The sequence below is a fragment of the Oceanobacillus bengalensis genome (assembly GCF_003628445.1).
Taxonomy (GTDB): domain Bacteria; phylum Bacillota; class Bacilli; order Bacillales; family Amphibacillaceae; genus Oceanobacillus; species Oceanobacillus bengalensis.
The window spans coordinates 37,081-59,015 of the sequence record NZ_RBZO01000026.1; the positions used below are offsets into that span (position 1 = coordinate 37,081).

Consider the following 21,935-nt stretch of genomic DNA (forward strand, 5'->3'; position numbering starts at 1 on the left):
GTGAAATCTATGCTAACAAATGAACTAACACAGCAATTAAACATACAATATCCCATTATACAGGCTCCAATGGCTGGAGGGGTAACAACCTCTGCACTTGTAGCTTCTGTTTCAAATAATGGCGGGTTAGGGATGATAGGTGCTGGATACATGCGTCCAGAGGCACTGCGAGAGCAGATCCATGCTATGAAGCAAATAACGGATAAACCATTTGGAGTAAATATATTTATACCTAATGAATATACCGTATCTGAGGAAAAGGTTCGTCAAGCGGTACAATTAATAGAGCCAATTGAAAATAAACTAAGGGTACAGGAAAACTCTAGGAAATTACCAGATGTTGAGACGGATAAACGAACATACGAGAAACTGTTGAATGTAATTATAGAAGAAAGCATTCCAGTTTGCTCGTTTACTTTTGGTCTACCGACGAAAGAAGTAATGTCTAGACTGAAACGGAACGGAACAATACTAATCGGAACAGCAACAACGGTGAAAGAAGCAATTGAATGTGAAAAAGTTGGGATGGATATGGTCGTCGTTCAGGGAAGTGAGGCTGGAGGACATCGAGGTAATTTTCGTCACAAACATGAAGAGAGTTTAGTAGGATTAATGTCGCTTATTCCTCAAGTGGTAGACAAAATAAGTATACCTGTCATTGCTGCAGGAGGAATAATGGATGGTAGAGGATTAATGGCAGCTATCTGCTTAGGGGCTAAGGCAGTACAAATGGGTACAGCTTTTCTAACGAGTACGGAAAGTGGTGCGAATCCAGTCCATAAGGATGCAATCTTACATGCAACAGAAGACCAAATTACACTAACAGCAGCCTTTTCTGGAAAATGGGCCAGAGGGATTAATAATCAATTTATTAAGGAAATGGATGCTAAAGAAGCTTTATTACCAGATTTCCCCGTGCAAAATACATTAACACAATCAATCCGTAAAGCTGCATCTAGTGAAGGGAATCAGGAGTATATGTCACTCTGGTCTGGACAAAGTCCGAGACTTGCAAAAAAACAACCTGTTTCTGAGCTAATAAATCATATCATTCATGAAGCTGAGGAGCTAAAATTTTTGCTATAAAATGAAAAAGGAGTGAATGCATATTCGATTACATTCGCTCCTTCTATATAATATGGTTCTTTTTCTATGTATTTGTTGTTATTAATATAAAGTGACCTAATAGTACATCAAAAATTTATCTTGACTTGAGAGGTCATACCAAGTTATTTATTCTAGCAAGAAAGCTTCAATTTGAACTTGAGGGCACTTTTCAAGATACCTTTTCTGCGTGCAATGTTATATTTTTTTTAATCACAGCTTAAACGTAAGAAAAAGCATTAATTGTAATAGAAGCAGTCTTATTTGTCATTCCAAGTTGCCTGAATAAATTCATCTCTACCAGATTTTGCTCGGTCTTCTTCATATTCCTTTTTGCTTTTTTTATAAAAGTCCTGATGATAACCCTCAGCAGGATAGAAGGTAACTGCTGGTAAAATTTCTGTTACGATCGGTTTAGAAAATATCCCACTACTTGTAACCTTCTGTTTTGAAGCTTGAGCTGCTACCTGTTGTTCTTCATCATGATAAAAGATTGCAGTACGATATTGATCCCCACGATCATGAAATTGACCACCATCATCTGTTGGATCGATTTGCTTCCAGTAGAGGTCTAGTATGGTATCATAGGTCATTTTACTCGGGTCATATGTAATTTCCACTGCCTCATAATGCCCTGTCGTTCCAGTCTTTACTTCTTCATATGTTGGATTTTCAATGTGGCCACCTGTATAGCCGGAAATTACAGCATGCACACCATCCCATTGGTCAAATGGTTTAACCATACACCAAAAACATCCTCCAGCAAATGTTGCCTTTTTTTCATTCATCGATTCATACACCCCCAAAATTATTTCATAAACATCGAATTTCAAGTAGAATAGAAATAATATAACATAAATAGTTTGGAGGGGATACCATGGAAGAACCATATTTACATAAACTATTTATCGAGAAGGCTGTACCGGACGTTACGGATGAAGTGCTGGAGAGACGTTGGAGGGGTAGAATATACAAAGCGGAAATAGAAGAAAAAGAGTGGTTAAGTCATTCGGGTCTTGCAGGCGATATAGTGGAAGAAAAAAGACAAAAACGAGAAAAGGCATTGTTTGCCTATCCAATTAAACATTACACGTATTGGCAGGAAGAAAATAATGATAATTCCATTGATATGGGAGATGTTGGGGAAAACTTCTCTGTACTTGAAATGGATGAATTTTCCGTTTGTATTGGTGATACCTATAAAATTGGTGATGCGATTATCCAGGTTTCTGGGCCGTGTTTCAGGCCTGAAAAGCGTTATTGTGCGGATGCATTTGCCTTAGAAATGCAAAAAAGTGGGCGGACGGGATGGTATTTTCGTGTAGTAGAAGAAGGATACATACAGTCTAAATCGGACATGGAAATGATCGATAGGCCATTTCCTGCGTTATCAATAGCTGCATGCAACGAAGCAATGTACGTAAATAAGGATGATTTGCGTCTTACTTACGACCTTCTCTCATGTGAATTACTTTCAGCTAGTTGGAAAAATACTTTAAGAAAGCGACTCATTCAGTATTAACAATTCCCTTGCCAACGCCTGCTTCGATAGCAAGGGGAATAATGTACAACTATAGGCGTACTTGGATAGAATCAACTACTCGTCTCCAAGCCATTTTACATTTACTTTATTCCTACTACTTGTATCTGAAATTAGTCGGTGCAGCTGAATAAATACGAGACCATTTTTGCAAGTGGCATTGATTTTATCTGCGCGAACAGGGAAAGGTAGCTTTATTTGTCGGTCAAAAACACCTTGAAGAATTTCTTCTTGTATTGCAATACCTGAGGCATGCTCTAAATCTATCGTGCCTCTTAGTTCAAGGGTGGCGTAATCGATGAAGATATTCAATTGAGATAGGTCACTCATTCCTGGCATGCTAACGATACACATTATCTCATGGTCGGTTTGATACATGTTGATTTGGGGAATATTAGGTTTAATCATGCCTTCAAATTCATTCCAAAAGTTTTCACCAAAGAATTGGTCCATATTCTTTTTCCAGTCATTCATTTGTTGGAATGGATCCATGCTTTCACCTCATTATCTTTTGCTCCAATAGCTTATGCCTAAGATATAGGGAAAGTGCCTAACTTTCGGGTAATAATTATTAAAAAGTTTGATAAGTAATAAAGGAGGGGGAATAGTGGAAACACTGCTTAGTAATGCATTAATAATGGTTGCAATCATTTTTGTTGTTAATGTAGTGTATGTATCCTTAATGACAATTCGTTTAATTTTTACATTAAAGGGTCGTAAATATATCGCAGCCTCTGTTGGGGTATTTGAAATTGTTGTCTATATCGTAGGTCTAGGACTTGTGTTAGATAATTTAAATGAAATTCAAAATATTATTGCCTACGCACTTGGTTATGGACTAGGGCTTATTGTAGGTTCGATTATCGAGGAAAAGCTTGCACTTGGTTACATAACGGTAAATGTAGTTTCAACAAATCCAGACTTGAAATTCACGAAGCAAATTCGAGAAAAGGGATATGGTGTAACAAGCTGGTCGTCTTACGGTATGGATGGTGACCGCCTATCAATGGAAATTCTAACACCACGAAAATATGAATTAAGATTATATCAAACGATTCAAGAAATTGATCCAAAAGCATTTATCATTTCCTATGAACCTAAACGAATTCATGGTGGATTCTGGGTAAAACAAGTCCGAAAAGGGAAGTTATTAAATCCAAAGAAACAGGGTGAAACAAGAGAGAGTACGTTAGTAGAAAAGGATAAAGCTGATAATCAGCAATGAGTAATGAGCAGGTCTGTCGTAGACCTGCTCATGTTGTATATATAGACACCATCAATAGAATATTCAATTCAAGGTGGTACTGTCTAAAAAATAATAGTTTACTTATATTGTTCAAATATACATTAATTATGGGTGGGAAGGTGTTATTTCTCTATAAATCCGTACGATAATAAAAAAATAAATTAAATCGTACGATATTCATTTGATTTTTCAAAAATGATTTGTTATGATTAACGTGTAATTAAAAGATACGGTTGATAACTTACAATTAAATAGTAAAGTACCTCATATATCTCCGAGAATAAGGCTTGGAAGTCTCTACCCAGCACCGTAAATGCTGGACTATGGGGGAAGATGGATCATTGTCTTTATACAATGGTTTCTTTACATATGCTTAGCGGACATTCTTGAGCATAAAAGTCTATTCATCTTTCCTCATACGGAGGAAGAAGAATAGACTTTTATTTGTATTAAGTGTGTTTATCCCAAGAAGAAAGTGGATATCCGTAGAAAAGGCCATCTATCCAGAAAAAGGTGTAAGCCCATAAAATGTATATAGAAAGAGGGATTCCATGGCACAAGTTGGAGTAATCATGGGAAGTATATCGGATTGGGAGACAATGCAGCATACATGTAATGTGCTTGAAGCATTAGATATCACCTATGAAAAAGAAGTGATTTCCGCACATCGCACGCCTGATGAGATGTTTACTTACGCGAAAACAGCTCGGGAACGTGGGTTAAAAGTTATTATTGCCGGTGCTGGTGGAGCTGCTCATCTACCTGGCATGGTTGCATCGCAGACAACACTACCTGTTATTGGTGTCCCTGTAGAAAGCAAGGCATTAAATGGTTTAGATTCACTTCTTTCCATCGTGCAAATGCCTGGTGGTGTACCAACGGCAACCGTAGCAATTGGGAAGGCTGGAGCAACGAATGCTGGAATCTTGGCAACCCAAATAATTGCTACATTTGATGAAAAAGCAGTTCGTAACCTAGAAAACTATCAGAAAGAAATGAAGAGAAAAGTAACTGAAATGAGGGAAGAACTTGCAGAAAAATAACGTAATCCTTCCAACTCAAACAATTGGAATTATAGGAGGAGGACAATTAGGTCGAATGATGGCAATCGCTGCACGATACATGGGATATAAAATCGCAGTGCTTGATCCGACTTCGAACTGTCCAACCGCACAAGTTGCAGATATACAAATAACAGCAGCTTATGATGATATGGATGCCATAAAGAAACTTACTGCAATTAGTGATGTTATTACATATGAATTTGAAAATGTTGATTTAGAAGCAGCAACATACATTGAACAACAAGGTAAATTACCACAAGGTGCCTATGCGCTTGAAATCACGCAAAATCGCGAAAAAGAAAAACGATTGATGAAGGAATTAAATCTATCTATCCCAGCTTTTGCAATCGTTACAAATAAACAGGAAAGTGAGCAGGCCCTAGAAAAGATAGGTTATCCGTCTGTCATTAAAACTTGCCGTGGTGGCTATGATGGGAAAGGTCAATTGAAATTACATCGGGCAGCAGATATCGAAGCGGCAACGGATTTTGCTGAATTACATAAGCATTGCATCATTGAAGAATGGATTCCGTTTGATAAGGAAATATCGGTCATTTTTACAAGAACAGCGAAGGGAGAGATTTCCTTCTTTCCGATTGCTGAGAATGAACACAGGGATCACATTCTCTATCAAACGACTGCACCTGCACGCATAACGGCAGAAATTCAAATTAAAGCGTATGAAGCAGCTCGTATTCTCGCAGAAAAGATGAAAATCGTTGGTACATTTGCAATTGAAATGTTTGTAAATGGGGAAGATATCTATCTGAATGAAATGGCTCCAAGACCGCATAATTCTGGCCATTACACCATTGAAGCTTGTAATATCTCGCAATTTGGCCAACATATTCGTGCAATTTGTGGCTTGCCTTTAATGCAGGCAAAGCAACTGAAACCAGCAATCATGCTGAATATTTTAGGTGAGGATATCGAGCGTATCTCAGGTGTAATGACTCACAGTAATGATGGGTTTATTCATCTGTATGGAAAAGAAGAGGCCAAAGCAAAACGAAAAATGGGACATATTACATTTATAGGAAATACATTTGAAGAAATAACAATGCATGTCCATACATTCGAGGAGGCAGTCCAATGATTGAACGTTATACAAGAGAAGAAATGGGTACGATTTGGACAGAAGAAAATAAATTCAAAGCATGGCTTGAGGTCGAAATTTTGGCATGCGAGGCATGGAGTGAACTTGGCGTTATTCCTAAAGAAGATGTAGAGAAGCTGAGAAAAAATGCCTCCTTTAATATTGAGAGAATTTATGAAATTGAACAAGAAACACGTCATGATGTTGTTGCCTTTACACGTGCAGTTTCCGAAACACTTGGAGAAGAAAGGAAATGGGTGCACTATGGCTTAACGTCAACGGATGTCGTTGATACGGCACTTTCCTATTTATTAAAACAAGCAAATGACATTATTCGTAAAGACCTAAATACTTTCGTTGAGATTTTAAAAAATAAAGCAATCGAACATAAACATACGGTCATGATGGGACGTACACATGGTGTGCATGCAGAGCCAACTACTTTTGGATTGAAACTTGCCCTTTGGTATGAAGAAATGAAACGAAATGTAGAACGCTTTGAGCAGGCTTGCAAAAATATTGAATTTGGAAAACTATCTGGTGCAGTTGGAACTTACGCAAATATCGACCCACTTATAGAAAAATACGTTTGCGAAAAGCTTGGCCTAAGTCCTGCGCCAGTATCAACGCAAACCTTGCAACGTGATCGTCATGCAGCATATATGTCAACACTTGCATTAATTGCAACATCCATTGAAAAGTTCGCAACTGAAATCCGTGGACTGCAAAAAACAGAAACACGTGAAGTGGAGGAACGTTTTGCGAAAGGACAAAAAGGCTCTTCTGCCATGCCGCATAAACGTAACCCAATTGGTTCTGAAAATATGACTGGAATGGCACGTGTAATTCGTGGTTACATGATGACTGCTTATGAAAATGTCTCTCTATGGCATGAGCGAGATATCTCCCATTCATCTGCTGAACGCGTTATTTTACCAGATGCAACAATCGCGCTTAATTATATGTTAAATCGCTTCGGGAATATCGTGAAAAACCTTACCGTTTTCCCTGAGAATATGAAACGAAACATTGACAGGACGCATGGTGTTATTTTCTCGCAACGTGTACTACTTAAATTGATCGATAAAGGAATGGCGCGTGAAGCAGCATATGACATCGTACAGCCGAAAGCGATGCAAGCATGGGAGACAGAAACGGCCTTTAAACAACTGGTTGAACAGGATGAAAAGATTCTTGCAACCCTTAAACAAGCGGAAATCGATGATTGTTTTGACTACACCTATCATTTGAAAAATGTTGATTATATTTTTGACAGAATCGGACTAACGGAAGGGGAATAACACGTGAAAGCGGAACTTTTGTATGAAGGAAAGGCAAAGAAAGTGTATCAGACAGAGATTCCAGGAAGATTGGTTCTATCCTATAAAAATGATGCAACAGCATTTAATGGTGTGAAAAAGAAAACCTTTGCTGGAAAAGGTAGATTAAATAACGAAATATCTTCTCGCATTTTCGAGTTCCTTCATGACAAAGGGATTGAAACACATTTTATTGAAAAGCTGAACGAAACTGAACAGCTAGTATACCAAACGGAAATCATCCCGATCGAAGTAGTAGTGAGAAACCTCGCTACAGGAAGTATTACCAAACGTTTAGGTATGGAGGAAAAGACCATTTTTTATCCGCCAATCGTAGAATTTTTCTATAAAAATGATGAACTTGGTGATCCGTTAATCAATGATGAACACGCACTCTTTCTCACGAATGTAACCCCTATTGAGTTACAGGAAATGAAAGGGAAGGCATTAAAAATCAATCAAATATTAAGTGAACTTTTTCAGAGATTAGATATTACATTAGTAGATTTCAAATTAGAGTTTGGAAGAATGATAGATGGGACTATCATTCTTGCAGATGAAATTTCACCAGATACTTGTCGCCTTTGGGATAAAAAAACAGAAGGAAAATTAGATAAAGATGTGTTCCGTCAAGGGATAGGCGATTTAATTGAAGTTTATGAAGAAATATTAGATCGATTGGAGCGGGTATGATGAAGAAGGTTACCGTTTATATCACGTTGAAACAAGGTGTTCTAGATCCCGAGGGGAAAGCTATTGGGGAATCTCTAAATGCATTGGGATATCAAGAGATTGTAGATGCACGTGTAGGGAAATTCATTGAGTTACAAGTTGATGAAGGTCCGAATCTGGAAGAAAGAATGAATGAAATGTGTGACAGACTACTAGCAAATCCTATAATAGAAGATTACCGCTTCCAAGTGGAGGAGGCTGTACAGTCGTGAAATTCGCTGTGATTGTTTTTCCAGGCTCTAATTGTGACCGTGACATGTATCATGCTGTTAAAGATGTCTTGGGTGCTGAAGCTGACTTAGTGTGGTACCAATCTAGCAATCTAAAAGAATATGATGGAATCTTACTTCCAGGAGGTTTCTCCTATGGTGACTACCTACGCTCAGGGGCAGTTGCTGCAACGTCTGACATGATGAAACAAATTAAAGAACAAGCAAAGGCAGGAAAACCTGTATTAGGTGTTTGTAATGGGTTTCAAATATTAACGGAGTCAGGGTTACTTCCAGGTGCGCTAATGAGAAATAAAAATCTATCATTCATGTGCCATCAGGAAAATCTAATCGTAGAAAATAATGAAACATTATTTACCTCAGGTTATGAAAAAGGGGAAGTCGTCAAATTCCCAATAGCACATGGAGAAGGAAATTATTTCTGTGATGAAAAGACATTGAATGAATTAAAAACCAATAACCAGATTGTTTTCACCTATCAAAGCAATCCAAATGGTTCCACCCATGATATTGCTGGAATCGTGAATAAAGAAGGAAACGTGCTTGGAATGATGCCACATCCAGAGCGTGCGGTTGAGAAACTATTAGGCAGTGATGACGGTCTTCGTTTATTCCAGTCAGTCATTCAGAATTGGAGGAATTCTTATGTTACAAACTGAAATTAGCCCAGAGCAAATTGAACAAGATAAAGTCTACCAAGAAATGGGCTTAAATGACGAAGAATATGAGATGATCAAAGGAATTCTGAAGCGACGTCCTAATTTTACAGAAACAGGTATTTTTTCTGTTATGTGGTCGGAACATTGTAGCTATAAAACCTCGAAAGCCTTACTTAGGAAGTTCCCTACAAAGGGTAAAAATGTTTTACAAGGACCTGGTGAGGGTGCAGGGATTATTGATATTGGAGACAATCAAGCAGTCGTATTTAAAGTGGAGAGTCACAATCATCCATCAGCAGTTGAGCCGTATCAAGGTGCAGCAACAGGTGTAGGTGGCATTATCCGTGATATTTTCTCGATGGGTGCACGTCCAATTGCATCGATGAACTCCCTTCGTTTTGGAAATCTAACGAATGAACGTACAAAATACTTGTTCACTGAAGTAGTAGCTGGTATCGCTGGTTACGGGAACTGTGTTGGGGTGCCAACGGTTGGGGGAGAAGTGCAATTCGATGATAGTTATGAAGAGAATCCATTAGTAAATGCAATGGCTATTGGACTAATTAATCATGATGAGATTCAGAAAGGGATTGCAGCTGGAATTGGTAACACGATTCTTTATGCTGGACCACCAACTGGTCGTGATGGTATTCATGGTGCGACATTTGCATCGGATGATTTAGGAGAAGATGCAGCGAAGGATCGTCCTGCTGTTCAAGTTGGGGATCCGTTTATGGAAAAACTTCTTATTGAAGCATGCCTAGAAGTCATTCATTCTGATGCATTGGTAGGAATGCAAGACATGGGTGCAGCTGGACTTACTTCATCTGCGAGTGAAATGGCTAGTAAAGCAGGAACGGGAATGGAAATGAATTTGGACCTTGTTCCACAACGCGAGCAGAACATGACAGCATATGAAATGATGCTATCTGAATCACAAGAGCGCATGTTACTCTGTGTAAAGAGAGGCCGCACGAAAGAAATTATCGAAGTATTTGAAAAATACGGTCTTAAAGCAGTTCCAGTTGGTGAGGTGATTGAGGAGAAAGTTTTCCGTATTAAACACCATGGTGAGGTCGTTGCGAATATTCCAGTCGATTCCTTAGCGGAGGATGCTCCTGTCTACCATTTACCGTCTAAAGAAGCAGCATATTTTAAGGAATTTCAGGCAATGGAAAATAAGACACCAGATGTGGAAAACCATGGTGGGATGCTAAAGAAATTATTACAACAACCAACGATTGCAAGCAAAGAATGGGTTTATGACCAGTATGATTCAATGGTACAGACAAATACGGTCTATGGACCAGGTTCAGATGCTGCTGTTATTCGGATTAAAGGAATAGATAAAGCATTAGCCATTACAACGGACTGTAACTCAAGGTATATCTATTTAGATCCCGAAACTGGTGGAAAAATTGCAGTAGCAGAAGCCGCACGTAATATTGTTTGCTCTGGTGCGAAACCAATCGGCTTAACAGACGGATTGAATTTCGGTAATCCGACGAATCCTGAGATTTTCTGGCAAATGGAGAAAAGTGTAGAAGGCATGAGTGTAGCTTGTACAGCACTTGGCACACCTGTTATTAGTGGGAATGTTTCGTTATATAATCAATCAAAAGGTAAATCCATTTTCCCTACGCCTGTCGTTGGTATGGTTGGCCTGCATGAATCATTAGAACATGTGACGCCAAGCTTTTTCCAAACTGCTGGTGACCTTGTGTATGTTATTGGAGAAGCAAACCCTGAATTTGGTGGAAGTGAATTACAACATATCGTTAATGGGAGATACGAAGGAAAAGCGCCAGCAATTGATTTAGAAGTAGAAGCGATAAGACAAAAGCAATTACTGGAAGCCATTAGGTCGGGAGTCGTTGAATCAGCACATGATGTAGCTGAAGGTGGATTAGCTGTAGCCTTAGCTGAAAGTGTTTTTGCAGGAAAAGGCTTAGGTTTTACTATTGGGCTTTCTGGGGATGCAACAGTGGAGCTATTTAGTGAAACACAATCTCGTTTTGTTGTAACGGTTAAGGAAGAAAAGCGAGCTGAATTTGAAAGACTAGTAGAAGATGCAAAGCTTATTGGAATTGTAACGGCTGGCAACACCCTCGGGGTTAAGGTAAATGAAGAAGACATTTTAAATGAAAATGTCGATGAACTTGAGAAGTTATGGAGGGGAGCTATCCCATGCTTGCTGAAATCAAAGGCATAAACGAAGAATGTGGTGTTTTTGGAATATGGGGTCATGATAAAGCAGCGGAATTAGCCTATTATGGTTTACATGCCATGCAGCATCGAGGCCAAGAAGGTGCTGGGGTTGTTGTAAACAACGGCACCAGCCTGAAAAGCTATAAAGGACTTGGCCTCGTAAATGATGTATTCAAGCAGGCCAAATTTGATGAACTTACTGGACTTGTTGCTGTTGGACATGTGCGTTATTCCACGCAAGGTGGAAAGGTAATTGAAAATGTGCAACCACTATTGTTTCGTGCACAAGCCGGTAGCCTTGCCCTTGCACATAACGGGAATATCATGAACGCCCATAAACTAAGGGGAGAACTGGAAGAGGAAGGAAGTATTTTTCAATCCTCCTCAGATACAGAAGTTCTTGCTCACCTCATTAAGCGTGCTGGAAATCATGTGAATGAAGAAATAATTTCAAACGCCCTTAACCAACTAGTAGGGGCATATGCTTATTTGATTTTAACAGAGGAAAAAATGTATGCAGCAGTAGATCCAGCTGGGATTCGTCCACTTTCAATTGGGAGGCTTGGGGAGGCTTATGTTGTTGCTTCTGAAACATGTGCATTTGACCAAATTGGTGCTACGTTTAAACGGGAGATTTTACCTGGTGAACTTGTGACGATTGATGATAGTGGGGTGAAATCTACACGTTTTGCGATGCGAGGTAAGCGGAGCATGTGTGCAATGGAATATGTTTATCTATCAAGACCAGATAGTAACGTTAATTATGTCAATATTCATACTGCTCGCAAAAAAATGGGAATGGAGTTAGCGAAGGAAGCACCAGCAAATGCTGATATCGTTATTGGGGTTCCTGATTCAAGCATTTCAGCTGCAATCGGTTATGCCGAAGAAAGTGGTCTTCCATATGAGATGGGAATCATCAAGAATCGTTATGTCGGAAGAACCTTCATCCAACCATCACAGGAATTACGTGAACAAGGTGTGAAGATGAAGCTATCACCTGTACGCGGAATTATTGAAGGAAAACGTGTTGTTATGATTGATGATTCTATTGTACGTGGAACGACGAGCAGACGAATCGTACACATGTTAAAAGCTGCTGGAGCGAGGGAAGTACATGTCCGGATTGCTTCCCCAGCCATTCAGAATCCATGTTATTACGGTATCGACATGTCAACGAAAAAAGAACTGATTGCAGCGAACAACTCACTCCGAGGGATTTGTGAGGAGATTGGTGCGGATAGCCTTTCTTATTTATCCGAAAGCGGACTTGAACAGGCAATCGTTAAAGATAAAACAATTCACCAAGGAATCTGTACGGCATGCATGACGGGGAAATATCCTGTTAAAGAAGAAGGAGAAAAGGAGATTTCTTATATGAGTTAGTAACTAGAAGTGAAGCCGTTCCTTTGGTGGTATGGATGAGCAAAATAGTGGAATTGGAATGTTACGTGATATTGTGGGAGTTGTGCGCGAAAAAAAGGAAGAGTCGCGCGAATTTGTGAGGATTGTGCGCGAAAAAAAAGAAGAGTTGCGCGACTTTGTGGAGTTCACGCGCGAATTAACAGGATTGTCATGGAAAAACACCAATTTAGAGGATGTGTCAATATGTCTGATGTTTACAAGGAAGCTGGAGTAGATGTGGAGAAAGGCTATGAAGCAGTGGAACGAATGAAAAAACATATCGCTAGAACAGTGCGTCCGGAGGTACTAGGTGGAGTGGGTGCTTTTGCCGGATTGTTTGATTTATCTGACTTGGGCTATAAAGAACCTGTTCTCGTGTCAGGCACAGACGGTGTTGGAACAAAATTAAAACTTGCATTTCAATTAGATAAACATAATACAGTGGGGATCGACTTAGTCGCCATGTGCGTAAATGACATTGTAGCCCAAGGTGCGGAGCCTCTGTTTTTCTTAGATTATATTGCTTGTGGAAAAAATGAACCTGAACGAATCGAACAAATCGTAGCTGGTGTTGCAGAAGGTTGTGTAGCTGCAGGTGCATCCCTTATTGGTGGAGAAACAGCTGAGATGCCAGGGATGTATCGTGATGATGAATATGATCTTGCTGGTTTTGTTGTTGGTATTGCTGAAAAATCAAAATTAGTTACTGGGGAGTCAATAAAAGCGGGTGATGTGATAATCGGACTTACTTCAAGTGGAATTCATTCTAATGGATACTCTCTTGTGAGAAAAAAAGTTGACGGACTAGATTTCAATCATACGTATGAAGAGTTGACAAAACCTTTAGGTGAAACACTTTTAACACCAACGAAAATTTACGCGAAGCCAATTGCTAAGGTCCTTGAAAATCTAAAAATTAATGGTATCGCGCACATCACTGGTGGCGGGTTTTATGAGAATATCCCACGTATGATGCCTGAAGGGCTAGGAGTCGAGATTAATAAGGGCACATGGGATGTTCCAGAGATTTTTACCTTTTTACAATCCATAGGAGATATCTCGGAAAAGGAAATGTACGGGGTATTCAATATGGGAATTGGTATGGCTGTTGTTGTAGATAAAGCGAACGCACAAAGAACACTCCAAATTTTAGCGGATGCTGGTGAGCAAGCGAGAATTATTGGTCATGTTGTGGAGCGTAAAGGAGTGCATTTCACATCATGAGCAAAGTAAAGGCTTGTGTATTTGCATCTGGTACAGGAAGTAACTTCCAAGCGATCATAGAATCAGAGAACCTAAACTGTGAAATTGTTCTACTAGTATGTGATAAGCCAGGAGCTCGTGTAATAGAAATAGCAGAGAAATATAGCATCCCAACCTTTGTTTTTCATCCGAAAGACTATACTTCGAAGGCCGTTTATGAAAAAATATTGGTAGAAAAACTTAAAAGTGCTGGTGTTACTTGGGTCTTCTTAGCAGGTTATATGCGCCTTATTGGACCTGAGTTGCTAGATACGTATGAAGGGAAAATCGTGAATATCCATCCGTCTCTATTACCTGATTTTCCAGGGAAGGATGCTATTGGTCAGGCTTTCCAAGCGGGTGTTGATAAAACTGGTGTAACGATTCATTTTGTTGATGCAGGAATGGATACTGGACCAGTCATTGCCCAAGAGTCTGTGGAAGTCTTAGAAAATGATACAATACATACGGTAACAGCGAGAATCCAAAAAATAGAACATACATTATATCCAAAAGTTATTAATCAACTTATCAATGAGAGTGAGGCAACATTATGCGCAAAAGAGCTTTAATAAGTGTATCAAATAAAGAAAACATTACGGAGTTTGCTAAAGGGTTACTGGAATTAGGTTATGAAATTATATCAACAGGAGGAACACTCAGAAGTCTTTTAGCTGCCAATATCGAAGCAAAAGCTGTAGATGAGGTAACAGGATTTCCTGAAATAATGGATGGTCGTGTAAAGACGTTACATCCGCTTATCCATGGGGCACTACTAGCAAAACGTTTCAATTCAGAACATATCAAACAAATGGAGGAAAATAATATATCCCCAATTGACATGGTAGTTGTGAATTTATATCCGTTTAAAGAAACACTAGGAAAACCAGGCGTTTCCAAGGAGGAAATTATTGAAAATATAGATATCGGTGGCCCAACAATGCTCCGTTCAGCTGCAAAAAACTTTGAAGATGTTACCGTCATTGTTGACCCAACTGACTATGAGGGAATTCTTACAGCTATCCGCACAGAAACGTTGAACATAGAAACACGAAAGAGATTAGCTGCAAAAGTATTTCGTCACACGGCACATTATGATGCGATGATTGCAAACTACTTTATGGAAGAAACAAATGAAACATTCCCGGAAACCTATACCGTTACATATGAAAAAGTACAAGATTTGCGATATGGGGAAAATCCACATCAAGAAGCTGCATTCTATAAAGCACCAGTTGTTAACACACTGAGTCTAGCAGCAGCAACACAACTTCATGGTAAAGAATTATCTTATAACAATATTCAAGATGCCAATGCTGCACTTGAAATATTAGCTGATTATGAGGATCCTGCAGCAGTTGCCGTTAAACATATGAACCCATGTGGAATTGGTGTAGCGGATACTTTAAGCGTTGCTTTTAACCGTGCTTACGGTGCAGACCCAATTTCTATTTTTGGTGGAATTGTAGCCTTAAATCGTGAAGTAGATTCTCCTACAGCAGAAAAATTAAGTGAAATCTTCTTAGAGATTATTATTGCACCAAGTTTTTCTGAAAAGGCATTAGAAATCTTGACTAGAAAGAAAAATATTCGCTTACTAGAATTACCGATGTCAGGTAACAATTCTGTTAATCACAAATTAACTTCTGTTAATGGTGGAGTATTAATTCAAAGTCAAGACAATGGAAAGATTTCTAAAGAAGATTTAACAGTAGCTACAAAACGTAAACCGACGGAACAAGAACTTGAAGATTTATTGTTTGCATGGAAGGCTGTAAAACATGTGAAATCAAATGCAATTGTACTAGCAAAAGGCAAGCAAACAATTGGCGTTGGTGCAGGACAAATGAATCGTGTTGGAGCAGCGAAAATTGCAATAGAGCAAGCTGGAGAAAAAGCAAAGGGTGCTGTTATGTCATCAGATGCATTTTTCCCAATGCCTGACACAGTAGAAGAGGCAATTAAAGCGGGTGTGACCGCAATAATTCAACCTGGTGGGTCGAAGCGTGACCAGGATTCCATTGATGTTTGTGATGAGCACGGAATTGCGATGGTCTATACATCTATGCGTCATTTCAAACATTAAGAGGGGGAAACCTGAATGAATGTACTTATAGTTGGACGTGGTGGCCGCGAACATAGTATTGTCATGAGCCTTGCTGAAAGTAATAAAATTGAAAATCTATTTGTTGCCCCTGGAAATGGTGGAATGATAGAACAGGCTACTTGTATTTCCATCGATGAGATGGATATCGAGGCTTTAATAGAATTTGCTAAAAAGGAAAGGATAGACCTAACCATTGTAGGACCTGAAGCCCCATTAAATGCAGGAATTGCGGATCGCTTTCAAGCAGAAGGATTAAAGATTTTTGCCCCAACTAAGAAAGCAGCTCTTTTGGAAGGTAGTAAAAGCTATGCCAAAGCATTTATGGAAAAATATGATATTCCAACTGCAGTATATGAGACATTTACAGACGTCCGTTCTGCTGAAGCATATATTAAGGAAAAAGGCGCGCCAATTGTGATTAAAGCTGATGGTCTTGCGGCAGGGAAAGGTGTTGTTGTTGCGCAAACAATTGTTGAGGCAGTTGAAGCGGCTACCGACATGCTTGTCGCGAAAACTTTTTCTAACGCAGGGTCTAAGATTGTTATTGAGGAATTTTTGGATGGACGTGAATTTTCTCTCATGGCCTTTGTCCATGAAAATCATGTTTATCCAATGATTCCAGCAAGAGATTATAAACGTGCATTTGACAATGACGGGGGACCAAACACTGGTGGCATGGGAGCATATGCACCAGTTCCGGATATCACAGAAGAACATATTGCTTTTGCTGTAGAAAATGTTTTACAAAAAGCCGTGGATGGTTTAATGGAAGAGGGGCATCCGTTTACTGGAATATTGTACGGTGGATTGATCGTGACAGAAGATGGACCGAAAGTGATTGAGTTTAATACGAGATTCGGTGATCCGGAAACACAAGTAGTTCTGCCGTTACTCGAGAATGACCTTCTTCAGGTGTTTGTGGATGTACTGGATGGAAAAAATCCAAAACTAGAATGGGAAAGTGAAGCCTCTTTAGGTGTCGTCGTGGCGTCCGAGGGATATCCGGATTGTTATGATAAGGGGATAGCGATTCCTACGCTTGAAAAGGGACATGATACACTCATCGTACATGCAGGAACAACATTTGAAGGAGATACACTTGTTTCAGATGGTGGACGTGTTCTTTTGGTTGGTGCGAAAAAGCCGACACTACAGGAAGCACGTGAAGCGGTATATCAAGTGCTGGAACCACAGGATAAGTTCTTTTATCGTAATGATATTGGGATGGATTAATTTTTTGGGAGCCGCTTTAATAATGAGCGGCTTCTATTTTTTTAATTGCTAGGAACTAAATTAGAATAAAAGCGATAGATTAGCAAAGAGTTCTCGTGTTTTGTAATGAATTAATGCCATATTCTTTATATTTTTTTTGCATTTCTGTATAAAGAGGAAATTTATACAGAATCTAAAGCTATAATATTCGGAGGTGATGATTTAGTGAAAAAGATATTGATGGTGTTCATTTTAATAACTTTAAGTAACGTTCCATTAAATTATGTAAAAGCAATAGATAGTGATTTAGCTAATGGTATTGAATTTCAGAAGAATGTTAAAGAAGAAATTCAACTGTATGAATCATTTATGTTTGATTTATATCAAGATGAAATATTTAACGCTATAATGGATTACTATAAAAGTGAAAAAGTAATTGGGTACGAACTACCTAATTGGGAGCAAAATGATATAGTTTCAATTACAACAGGCCATGAAAAAGATATGTCTTATATAGTGAAAATCACATTAATACCTACTAACAATAAAAATGACTATCTTGGAGTAGACACTCTTTATTTTGCGGTTGAACCTGATCGTTTTAAGAATGATGCAGATTTATCAAAGGAATATCCGCCTGTTAAACTAATTAAATATGATCATAAAAAACAACTTGGGAAATGATGAATTAAAAATTTTCAAACAACTCATAAATTAAGAAGGTAAAATGAGCATAAATGTAGAGTACCTTCTATGTAGCATAAAATAACTCTTCTTTATGAATATGTTTTCCGCAATATACTCAGGCATTTTAATTTAAAATAATTTATAAAGGGTGTAATTTTATGGGGCACATGAAGATACGAATTATTCCAGTTGTGAAGCCAACCGATAAAGAAAGATCAATAATAAAAGAAAGTAAAAAGGAATTTAGGCAAGGTGAATATCATACACTTGATGAGTTTTTGAGTGGAATGGAGGATAATGATTAATTTCCCGCCTTCATCTAATTTTTTCATAAATTTTTCACTGTAAATCAAGTAACTTTACAACATTAGCCAAGTAAATTGTGATAAAATAAAGTAAATTCTAAAACTGGAGAGTTGCCTAATGTTTGTAAACGAAAATTACTGGAGAAACCGGGAGCTCAGGCAGCACGTTAAAGTGATTGAAGGCCAAGAGGCACCAACTCTTATCCTTAAAAATAGTACATATTTAAATGCTTATACAAAACAATGGTTACAAGCAAATATTTGGATATATCATGATCGAATTGTTTATGTAGGAGAGGAATTGCCAAAGAATCTGCATCATACTGAAGTAGTAGATTGCAAGGGAAAATATATTGTTCCTGGATATATCGAGCCTCATTCCCATCCATTTGTGTTGACTAATCCAGAAGCATTGGCCAGTCATGCTGCAAGGTTTGGGACAACAACATTAATTAATGACAATTTAATGTTTCATTTTTTGTTGAATAAAAGGAAAGCGTTTTCTATTATGGAAGACTTTAATAATCTACCAAGCTCGATGTATTGGTGGGCGAGATTTGATTCGCAGACAGCACTACAAGCTGAAGAAGAATCATTTAATACGGAGGATGTGTTATCTTGGATCAACCATCCATCGGTTGTTCAAGGTGGGGAGCTAACCTCTTGGCCTAGTCTACTCTCTGGAGATGACCGATTATTATATTGGATTGGGGAGACAAAGCGAAGGGGGAAACCTATTGAGGGTCATCTACCTGGAGCCTCTGAAAAAACATTGACCAAAATGAAATTATTAGGGGTTAGTGTAGATCATGAGTCAATTAATGGTGAGGAAGTCCTAAGACGCCTGCGACTTGGGTATCATGTGAGATTAAGGCATTCATCAATCAGACCAGATTTACCTAATTTAATTGATGAGATACTAGCACTTGATTTGAAGACGTTTGATAATTTAACTTTAACAATGGACGGGGCAACACCAACTTTTACAGAGGAAGGGCTTATTAATGTCTGTATTGATATTGCAATTAAAAAGGGTATTCCTATTGAAGATGCTTATTTAATGGGAAGCTACAATTGTGCTAGACAACTTCATTTAGATGAACAGCTAGGTAGTATTGCTCCAGGGAGAATTGCGCATATCAATATTTTAGAAAGTAAGGATAATCCTCATCCTAAAAGTGTATTAGCAAAGGGTAAATGGGTGGTAAGAGAAGGAGAGTTTAAAGAACTTCCAACTACAATCGATTGGGAAAAATACGATATAAACCCACTAAAACTTGGGTGGGATTTACAAGAAAAAGATCTGCAATTTTCTATGCCAATGGGATTAGAGATGGTGAACAATGTTATTGTAAAACCTTATTCCATTAACACAGATGTATCGGTACAAGAGTTGCCAGAATCAAAAGATGAGGCATTCCTTTTACTAATTGACCGAAATGGTAAATGGCGTGTAAATACTACGATAAAAGGATTCACAAAGGGGTTAGGGGCTATTGCAACTTCTTTTTCCTCCTCGGGAGATTTAATTTTTATTGGAAAGAGCAAGAAGGATATATTACTTTCTTGGCAACGACTCAAGGAGATTGGAGGGGGCATCGTGCTTGCCCATCAGGGAGAGGTCCTTATGGATATCCCCCTTAAGCTTGGAGGGATGATGTCAACGGAGAATTTGCCTAACATCATTATGAAAGAAAAGCAGCTCAAAAAATATTTAAAAGCATTTGGTTATGTTTATGATGATCCAATTTACAATATCCTATTTTTATCGGCAACCCATTTACCTTATATACGTATTACACAACAGGGTATTATTGATATAAAGAATAGAGAAGTTCTCTTTCCAGCTACCATGTGTTAGCGTATAATAAGATTGTTACCCGAAATTTACAAAGGTGTGGGAAGATGAGAAAATTAATTTACGTAATTCTAATGATGTTTGTTCTGTTAGTTGGATGCTCCAAAGAGGATGAAGAGCAGGTACAGGTAACGGAAGAAGAAAAAGAAGAGATTCCTGAAACAGAAGAAGAGAGTTCTGGAAATGTTTATCCATTAACAGGTATGAAGACAAATGATTCGGTAGACAATCGAATTATAAGTATAATGATTAATAACCATTCCGACGCAAGACCCCAAACGGGTTTATCGCAAGCAGATATTGTTTTTGAGATTCTGGCTGAGGGAAAGATTACAAGATTTCTAGCATTATACCAAAGTGATTTGCCAGAAGTAGTCGGACCGGTAAGGAGTGCTCGTGAATATTACTTTGAATTAGCCAATGGTTATGATGCAATTTATGTCTATCATGGTGCAGCAGATTTCGTGAACGACATGATTGTGAATGAGGGAGTTAATTTTCTAAATGGGTCTACCTATGATAATGATGGTAACCTATTTAAAAGGGAGTCATTTAGAAAAGCTCCACATAATTCTTACTTGTTAATGGAAGCTGTATATGAAGTAGCGGAAGGAAAAGGATATAAAACAACTGAAAACCACGAACCTTTAACCTTTCTATCCGAAGATGAGCTGACTGAAATACAAGGAGAATCTGCAAAGCATGTTGAAATCGTATATTCGGACAACCCGATGGAAATCGTGGAATTTGAATATGACGTGGAAACGGGGAAATATTCAAGGTTTAACGACAAAGAACAAACGGTTGAACTTGATACAGGAGAATTAATCCAAGTAGATAATGTATTTATTGTTGAAACTCGTCATGAAGTTATTGATGATGCTGGCCGTCGTGCCATTGACCTTGAATCAGGTGGGAATGCCTTTTTAATTCAAAAAGGTAAGATACAAGAAGTTGAGTGGGCAAATCAAAATGGTAGAATTGTACCTGTAATGGATGGTCGAACGTTGGGACTTGTTCCGGGGCAAACCTGGATTAACGTTGTACCTACAACTCCAGGGTTGCAGCAATCCGTTTCCATAACGAACTAAGGCTTAAAGTAGGAGGGTTTGTTCGTGCAAATTGACAAGCTAAGGGGAGAACAACTGGATCAATTATTTGATGCGATTCTCTCGTTGAAAGATAAGGAAGAATGCTATCGTTTTTTTGATGATATTGCAACGATGTCCGAAGTTCATGCATTATCACAACGATTACAAGTTGCAAAAATGCTAACAGAAGGTCATACGTATAACAATATCGAGAAAGAAACCAAAGCATCAACAGCAACTATATCACGCGTCCGCCGTTGCATTAATTATGGTAGTGATGGATATGAAATGGTGCTAGAAAGATTAGATACGGAAAAAGAATAAACGTGCGCTGTCCAGTTGGATGGCGTTTTTCTTTTGATTTTAGTTTGGGAAGGGCTTGTTGAGTGGGTTTATCAGCAGAAGGAGCGGGATATCCCGAGAAGAGAGGATAAATCCTGAGAAGATAGGATAAATCCCGAGAAGAGAGGATAAATCCCGAGAAGATAGGATAAATCCCGAGAAGATAGGATAAATCCCGAGAAGAGAGGATAAATCCCGAGAAGAGAGGATAAATCCCGAGAAGCGAGCAGAAATCCCGAGAAGCGAGGATAAATCCCGAGAAGAGAGCAGAAATCCTGAGAAGATAGGATAAATCCCGAGAAGAGAGGATAAATCCCGAGAAGAGAGGATAAATCCCGAGAAGAGAGGATAAATCCCGAGAAGAGAGGATAAATCAGTCAAGTCCAAAATCCTGTGTAAATTAAGTTACAATGTTTTTTAAATACAAGGCAGAAGATTCAGTCAGAATTACCAAGCTATAGAAAAACAAGCATCTTTATACAATTTGAT

Annotated in this window: 23 protein-coding genes and 1 riboswitch; of the genes, 21 read left to right on the forward strand and 2 right to left on the reverse strand. The window is 38.6% G+C overall.

Annotated elements, in window-relative coordinates:
* Positions 1 to 9 precede the first annotated feature (9 nt).
* Positions 10 to 1,086, forward strand: coding sequence for an NAD(P)H-dependent flavin oxidoreductase (locus tag D8M05_RS14990; RefSeq protein ID WP_121133210.1), 1,077 nt, complete (start codon positions 10 to 12; stop codon positions 1,084 to 1,086).
* 278 nt (positions 1,087 to 1,364) lie between these two features.
* On the opposite strand, the gene msrA is transcribed toward D8M05_RS14990, so the two are convergent.
* On the reverse strand, positions 1,365 to 1,892 hold the full coding sequence (msrA, locus tag D8M05_RS14995) for a peptide-methionine (S)-S-oxide reductase MsrA (RefSeq protein ID WP_121133212.1): 528 nt from the start codon (positions 1,890 to 1,892) through the stop codon (positions 1,365 to 1,367).
* Positions 1,893 to 1,981: 89 nt separating this feature from the next.
* Between msrA and D8M05_RS15000 the strand changes: the two genes are divergently transcribed.
* Complete coding sequence (locus D8M05_RS15000; RefSeq protein WP_121133214.1) at positions 1,982 to 2,626, forward strand: MOSC domain-containing protein; 645 nt, start codon at positions 1,982 to 1,984, stop codon at positions 2,624 to 2,626.
* A 75-nt stretch (positions 2,627 to 2,701) separates the two neighbouring features.
* On the opposite strand, the gene D8M05_RS15005 is transcribed toward D8M05_RS15000, so the two are convergent.
* Entirely contained in the window at positions 2,702 to 3,136 is a 435-nt protein-coding gene (locus D8M05_RS15005; RefSeq protein ID WP_121133216.1) for an Hsp20/alpha crystallin family protein, read from the reverse strand.
* Positions 3,137 to 3,260: 124 nt separating this feature from the next.
* Between D8M05_RS15005 and D8M05_RS15010 the strand changes: the two genes are divergently transcribed.
* From D8M05_RS15010 to D8M05_RS15095, 19 genes are all read left to right on the forward strand, one after another.
* On the forward strand, positions 3,261 to 3,869 hold the full coding sequence (locus tag D8M05_RS15010) for a DUF2179 domain-containing protein (RefSeq protein WP_121133253.1): 609 nt from the start codon (positions 3,261 to 3,263) through the stop codon (positions 3,867 to 3,869).
* Between the two features lie 265 nt (positions 3,870 to 4,134).
* A riboswitch (purine riboswitch) is annotated at positions 4,135 to 4,234 on the forward strand.
* A gap of 207 nt (positions 4,235 to 4,441) precedes the next feature.
* Positions 4,442 to 4,933, forward strand: coding sequence for a 5-(carboxyamino)imidazole ribonucleotide mutase (gene purE / locus D8M05_RS15015; RefSeq protein WP_121133218.1), 492 nt, complete (start codon positions 4,442 to 4,444; stop codon positions 4,931 to 4,933).
* On the forward strand, positions 4,920 to 6,050 hold the full coding sequence (gene purK / locus D8M05_RS15020) for a 5-(carboxyamino)imidazole ribonucleotide synthase (RefSeq protein ID WP_121133220.1): 1,131 nt from the start codon (positions 4,920 to 4,922) through the stop codon (positions 6,048 to 6,050). Before purE ends, purK begins: the two co-directional genes overlap by 14 nt.
* A complete protein-coding gene (gene purB, locus D8M05_RS15025; protein WP_121133222.1) occupies positions 6,047 to 7,351 on the forward strand; it encodes an adenylosuccinate lyase in 1,305 nt (434 codons plus the stop codon). The genes purK and purB overlap by 4 nt, the downstream gene beginning before the upstream one ends.
* A 3-nt stretch (positions 7,352 to 7,354) precedes the next feature.
* Positions 7,355 to 8,062, forward strand: a complete 708-nt coding sequence (gene purC, locus D8M05_RS15030) for a phosphoribosylaminoimidazolesuccinocarboxamide synthase (protein ID WP_121133224.1) — start codon at positions 7,355 to 7,357, stop codon at positions 8,060 to 8,062.
* Positions 8,062 to 8,313, forward strand: a complete 252-nt coding sequence (gene purS, locus D8M05_RS15035) for a phosphoribosylformylglycinamidine synthase subunit PurS (RefSeq protein WP_121133226.1) — start codon at positions 8,062 to 8,064, stop codon at positions 8,311 to 8,313. The genes purC and purS overlap by 1 nt, the downstream gene beginning before the upstream one ends.
* Positions 8,310 to 8,990 carry a phosphoribosylformylglycinamidine synthase subunit PurQ gene (gene purQ / locus D8M05_RS15040; protein WP_121133228.1) on the forward strand — a complete coding sequence of 227 codons (681 nt, stop codon included), beginning with the start codon at positions 8,310 to 8,312 and terminating at the stop codon, positions 8,988 to 8,990. Before purS ends, purQ begins: the two co-directional genes overlap by 4 nt.
* On the forward strand, positions 8,977 to 11,202 hold the full coding sequence (gene purL / locus D8M05_RS15045; protein ID WP_121133230.1) for a phosphoribosylformylglycinamidine synthase subunit PurL: 2,226 nt from the start codon (positions 8,977 to 8,979) through the stop codon (positions 11,200 to 11,202). Before purQ ends, purL begins: the two co-directional genes overlap by 14 nt.
* Positions 11,178 to 12,584 (forward strand): amidophosphoribosyltransferase, encoded by a 1,407-nt coding sequence (purF, locus tag D8M05_RS15050; RefSeq protein WP_121133232.1) that lies wholly within the window; start codon positions 11,178 to 11,180, stop codon positions 12,582 to 12,584. Before purL ends, purF begins: the two co-directional genes overlap by 25 nt.
* Before the next feature lie 31 nt (positions 12,585 to 12,615).
* Positions 12,616 to 12,837, forward strand: coding sequence for a hypothetical protein (locus D8M05_RS15055; protein WP_121133234.1), 222 nt, complete (start codon positions 12,616 to 12,618; stop codon positions 12,835 to 12,837).
* Positions 12,807 to 13,826, forward strand: coding sequence for a phosphoribosylformylglycinamidine cyclo-ligase (purM, locus tag D8M05_RS15060; protein ID WP_121133236.1), 1,020 nt, complete (start codon positions 12,807 to 12,809; stop codon positions 13,824 to 13,826). Before D8M05_RS15055 ends, purM begins: the two co-directional genes overlap by 31 nt.
* Positions 13,823 to 14,416: a phosphoribosylglycinamide formyltransferase gene (gene purN / locus D8M05_RS15065; RefSeq protein ID WP_121133238.1), complete on the forward strand. Its 594-nt coding sequence runs from the start codon at positions 13,823 to 13,825 to the stop codon at positions 14,414 to 14,416. The genes purM and purN overlap by 4 nt, the downstream gene beginning before the upstream one ends.
* Complete coding sequence (gene purH / locus D8M05_RS15070; RefSeq protein WP_121133240.1) at positions 14,398 to 15,930, forward strand: bifunctional phosphoribosylaminoimidazolecarboxamide formyltransferase/IMP cyclohydrolase; 1,533 nt, start codon at positions 14,398 to 14,400, stop codon at positions 15,928 to 15,930. The genes purN and purH overlap by 19 nt, the downstream gene beginning before the upstream one ends.
* A gap of 15 nt (positions 15,931 to 15,945) precedes the next feature.
* A complete protein-coding gene (gene purD, locus D8M05_RS15075) occupies positions 15,946 to 17,184 on the forward strand; it encodes a phosphoribosylamine--glycine ligase (RefSeq protein ID WP_121133242.1) in 1,239 nt (412 codons plus the stop codon).
* 204 nt (positions 17,185 to 17,388) lie between these two features.
* Positions 17,389 to 17,847, forward strand: a complete 459-nt coding sequence (locus D8M05_RS15080) for a DUF3888 domain-containing protein (protein ID WP_121133244.1) — start codon at positions 17,389 to 17,391, stop codon at positions 17,845 to 17,847.
* Positions 17,848 to 18,008: 161 nt separating this feature from the next.
* Positions 18,009 to 18,155 carry a hypothetical protein gene (locus tag D8M05_RS20265; protein ID WP_183072818.1) on the forward strand — a complete coding sequence of 49 codons (147 nt, stop codon included), beginning with the start codon at positions 18,009 to 18,011 and terminating at the stop codon, positions 18,153 to 18,155.
* Between the two features lie 118 nt (positions 18,156 to 18,273).
* Entirely contained in the window at positions 18,274 to 20,016 is a 1,743-nt protein-coding gene (locus D8M05_RS15085) for an adenine deaminase C-terminal domain-containing protein (RefSeq protein WP_121133246.1), read from the forward strand.
* A gap of 44 nt (positions 20,017 to 20,060) precedes the next feature.
* Positions 20,061 to 21,104 (forward strand): DUF3048 domain-containing protein, encoded by a 1,044-nt coding sequence (locus D8M05_RS15090; protein WP_121133247.1) that lies wholly within the window; start codon positions 20,061 to 20,063, stop codon positions 21,102 to 21,104.
* A 24-nt stretch (positions 21,105 to 21,128) separates the two neighbouring features.
* On the forward strand, positions 21,129 to 21,428 hold the full coding sequence (locus tag D8M05_RS15095) for a YerC/YecD family TrpR-related protein (RefSeq protein ID WP_121133249.1): 300 nt from the start codon (positions 21,129 to 21,131) through the stop codon (positions 21,426 to 21,428).
* The last annotated feature ends 507 nt before the right edge of the window (positions 21,429 to 21,935 follow it).

Excerpts from the sequence above, each read along its gene's own strand:
- D8M05_RS14990 (WP_121133210.1), top strand. The coding sequence starts at position 10 with ATGCTAACAAATGAACTAACACAGCAATTAAACATACAATATCCCATT.
- msrA (WP_121133212.1), bottom strand. The coding sequence starts at position 1,892 with ATGAATGAAAAAAAGGCAACATTTGCTGGAGGATGTTTTTGGTGTATG.
- D8M05_RS15000 (WP_121133214.1), top strand. The coding sequence starts at position 1,982 with ATGGAAGAACCATATTTACATAAACTATTTATCGAGAAGGCTGTACCG.
- D8M05_RS15005 (WP_121133216.1), bottom strand. The coding sequence starts at position 3,136 with ATGGATCCATTCCAACAAATGAATGACTGGAAAAAGAATATGGACCAA.
- purE (WP_121133218.1), top strand. The coding sequence starts at position 4,442 with ATGGCACAAGTTGGAGTAATCATGGGAAGTATATCGGATTGGGAGACA.
- purB (WP_121133222.1), top strand. The coding sequence starts at position 6,047 with ATGATTGAACGTTATACAAGAGAAGAAATGGGTACGATTTGGACAGAA.
- purS (WP_121133226.1), top strand. The coding sequence starts at position 8,062 with ATGAAGAAGGTTACCGTTTATATCACGTTGAAACAAGGTGTTCTAGAT.
- purL (WP_121133230.1), top strand. The coding sequence starts at position 8,977 with ATGTTACAAACTGAAATTAGCCCAGAGCAAATTGAACAAGATAAAGTC.
- purF (WP_121133232.1), top strand. The coding sequence starts at position 11,178 with ATGCTTGCTGAAATCAAAGGCATAAACGAAGAATGTGGTGTTTTTGGA.
- D8M05_RS15055 (WP_121133234.1), top strand. The coding sequence starts at position 12,616 with ATGGATGAGCAAAATAGTGGAATTGGAATGTTACGTGATATTGTGGGA.
- purM (WP_121133236.1), top strand. The coding sequence starts at position 12,807 with ATGTCTGATGTTTACAAGGAAGCTGGAGTAGATGTGGAGAAAGGCTAT.
- purN (WP_121133238.1), top strand. The coding sequence starts at position 13,823 with ATGAGCAAAGTAAAGGCTTGTGTATTTGCATCTGGTACAGGAAGTAAC.
- purH (WP_121133240.1), top strand. The coding sequence starts at position 14,398 with ATGCGCAAAAGAGCTTTAATAAGTGTATCAAATAAAGAAAACATTACG.
- purD (WP_121133242.1), top strand. The coding sequence starts at position 15,946 with ATGAATGTACTTATAGTTGGACGTGGTGGCCGCGAACATAGTATTGTC.
- D8M05_RS20265 (WP_183072818.1), top strand. The coding sequence starts at position 18,009 with ATGGGGCACATGAAGATACGAATTATTCCAGTTGTGAAGCCAACCGAT.
- D8M05_RS15085 (WP_121133246.1), top strand. The coding sequence starts at position 18,274 with ATGTTTGTAAACGAAAATTACTGGAGAAACCGGGAGCTCAGGCAGCAC.
- D8M05_RS15090 (WP_121133247.1), top strand. The coding sequence starts at position 20,061 with ATGAGAAAATTAATTTACGTAATTCTAATGATGTTTGTTCTGTTAGTT.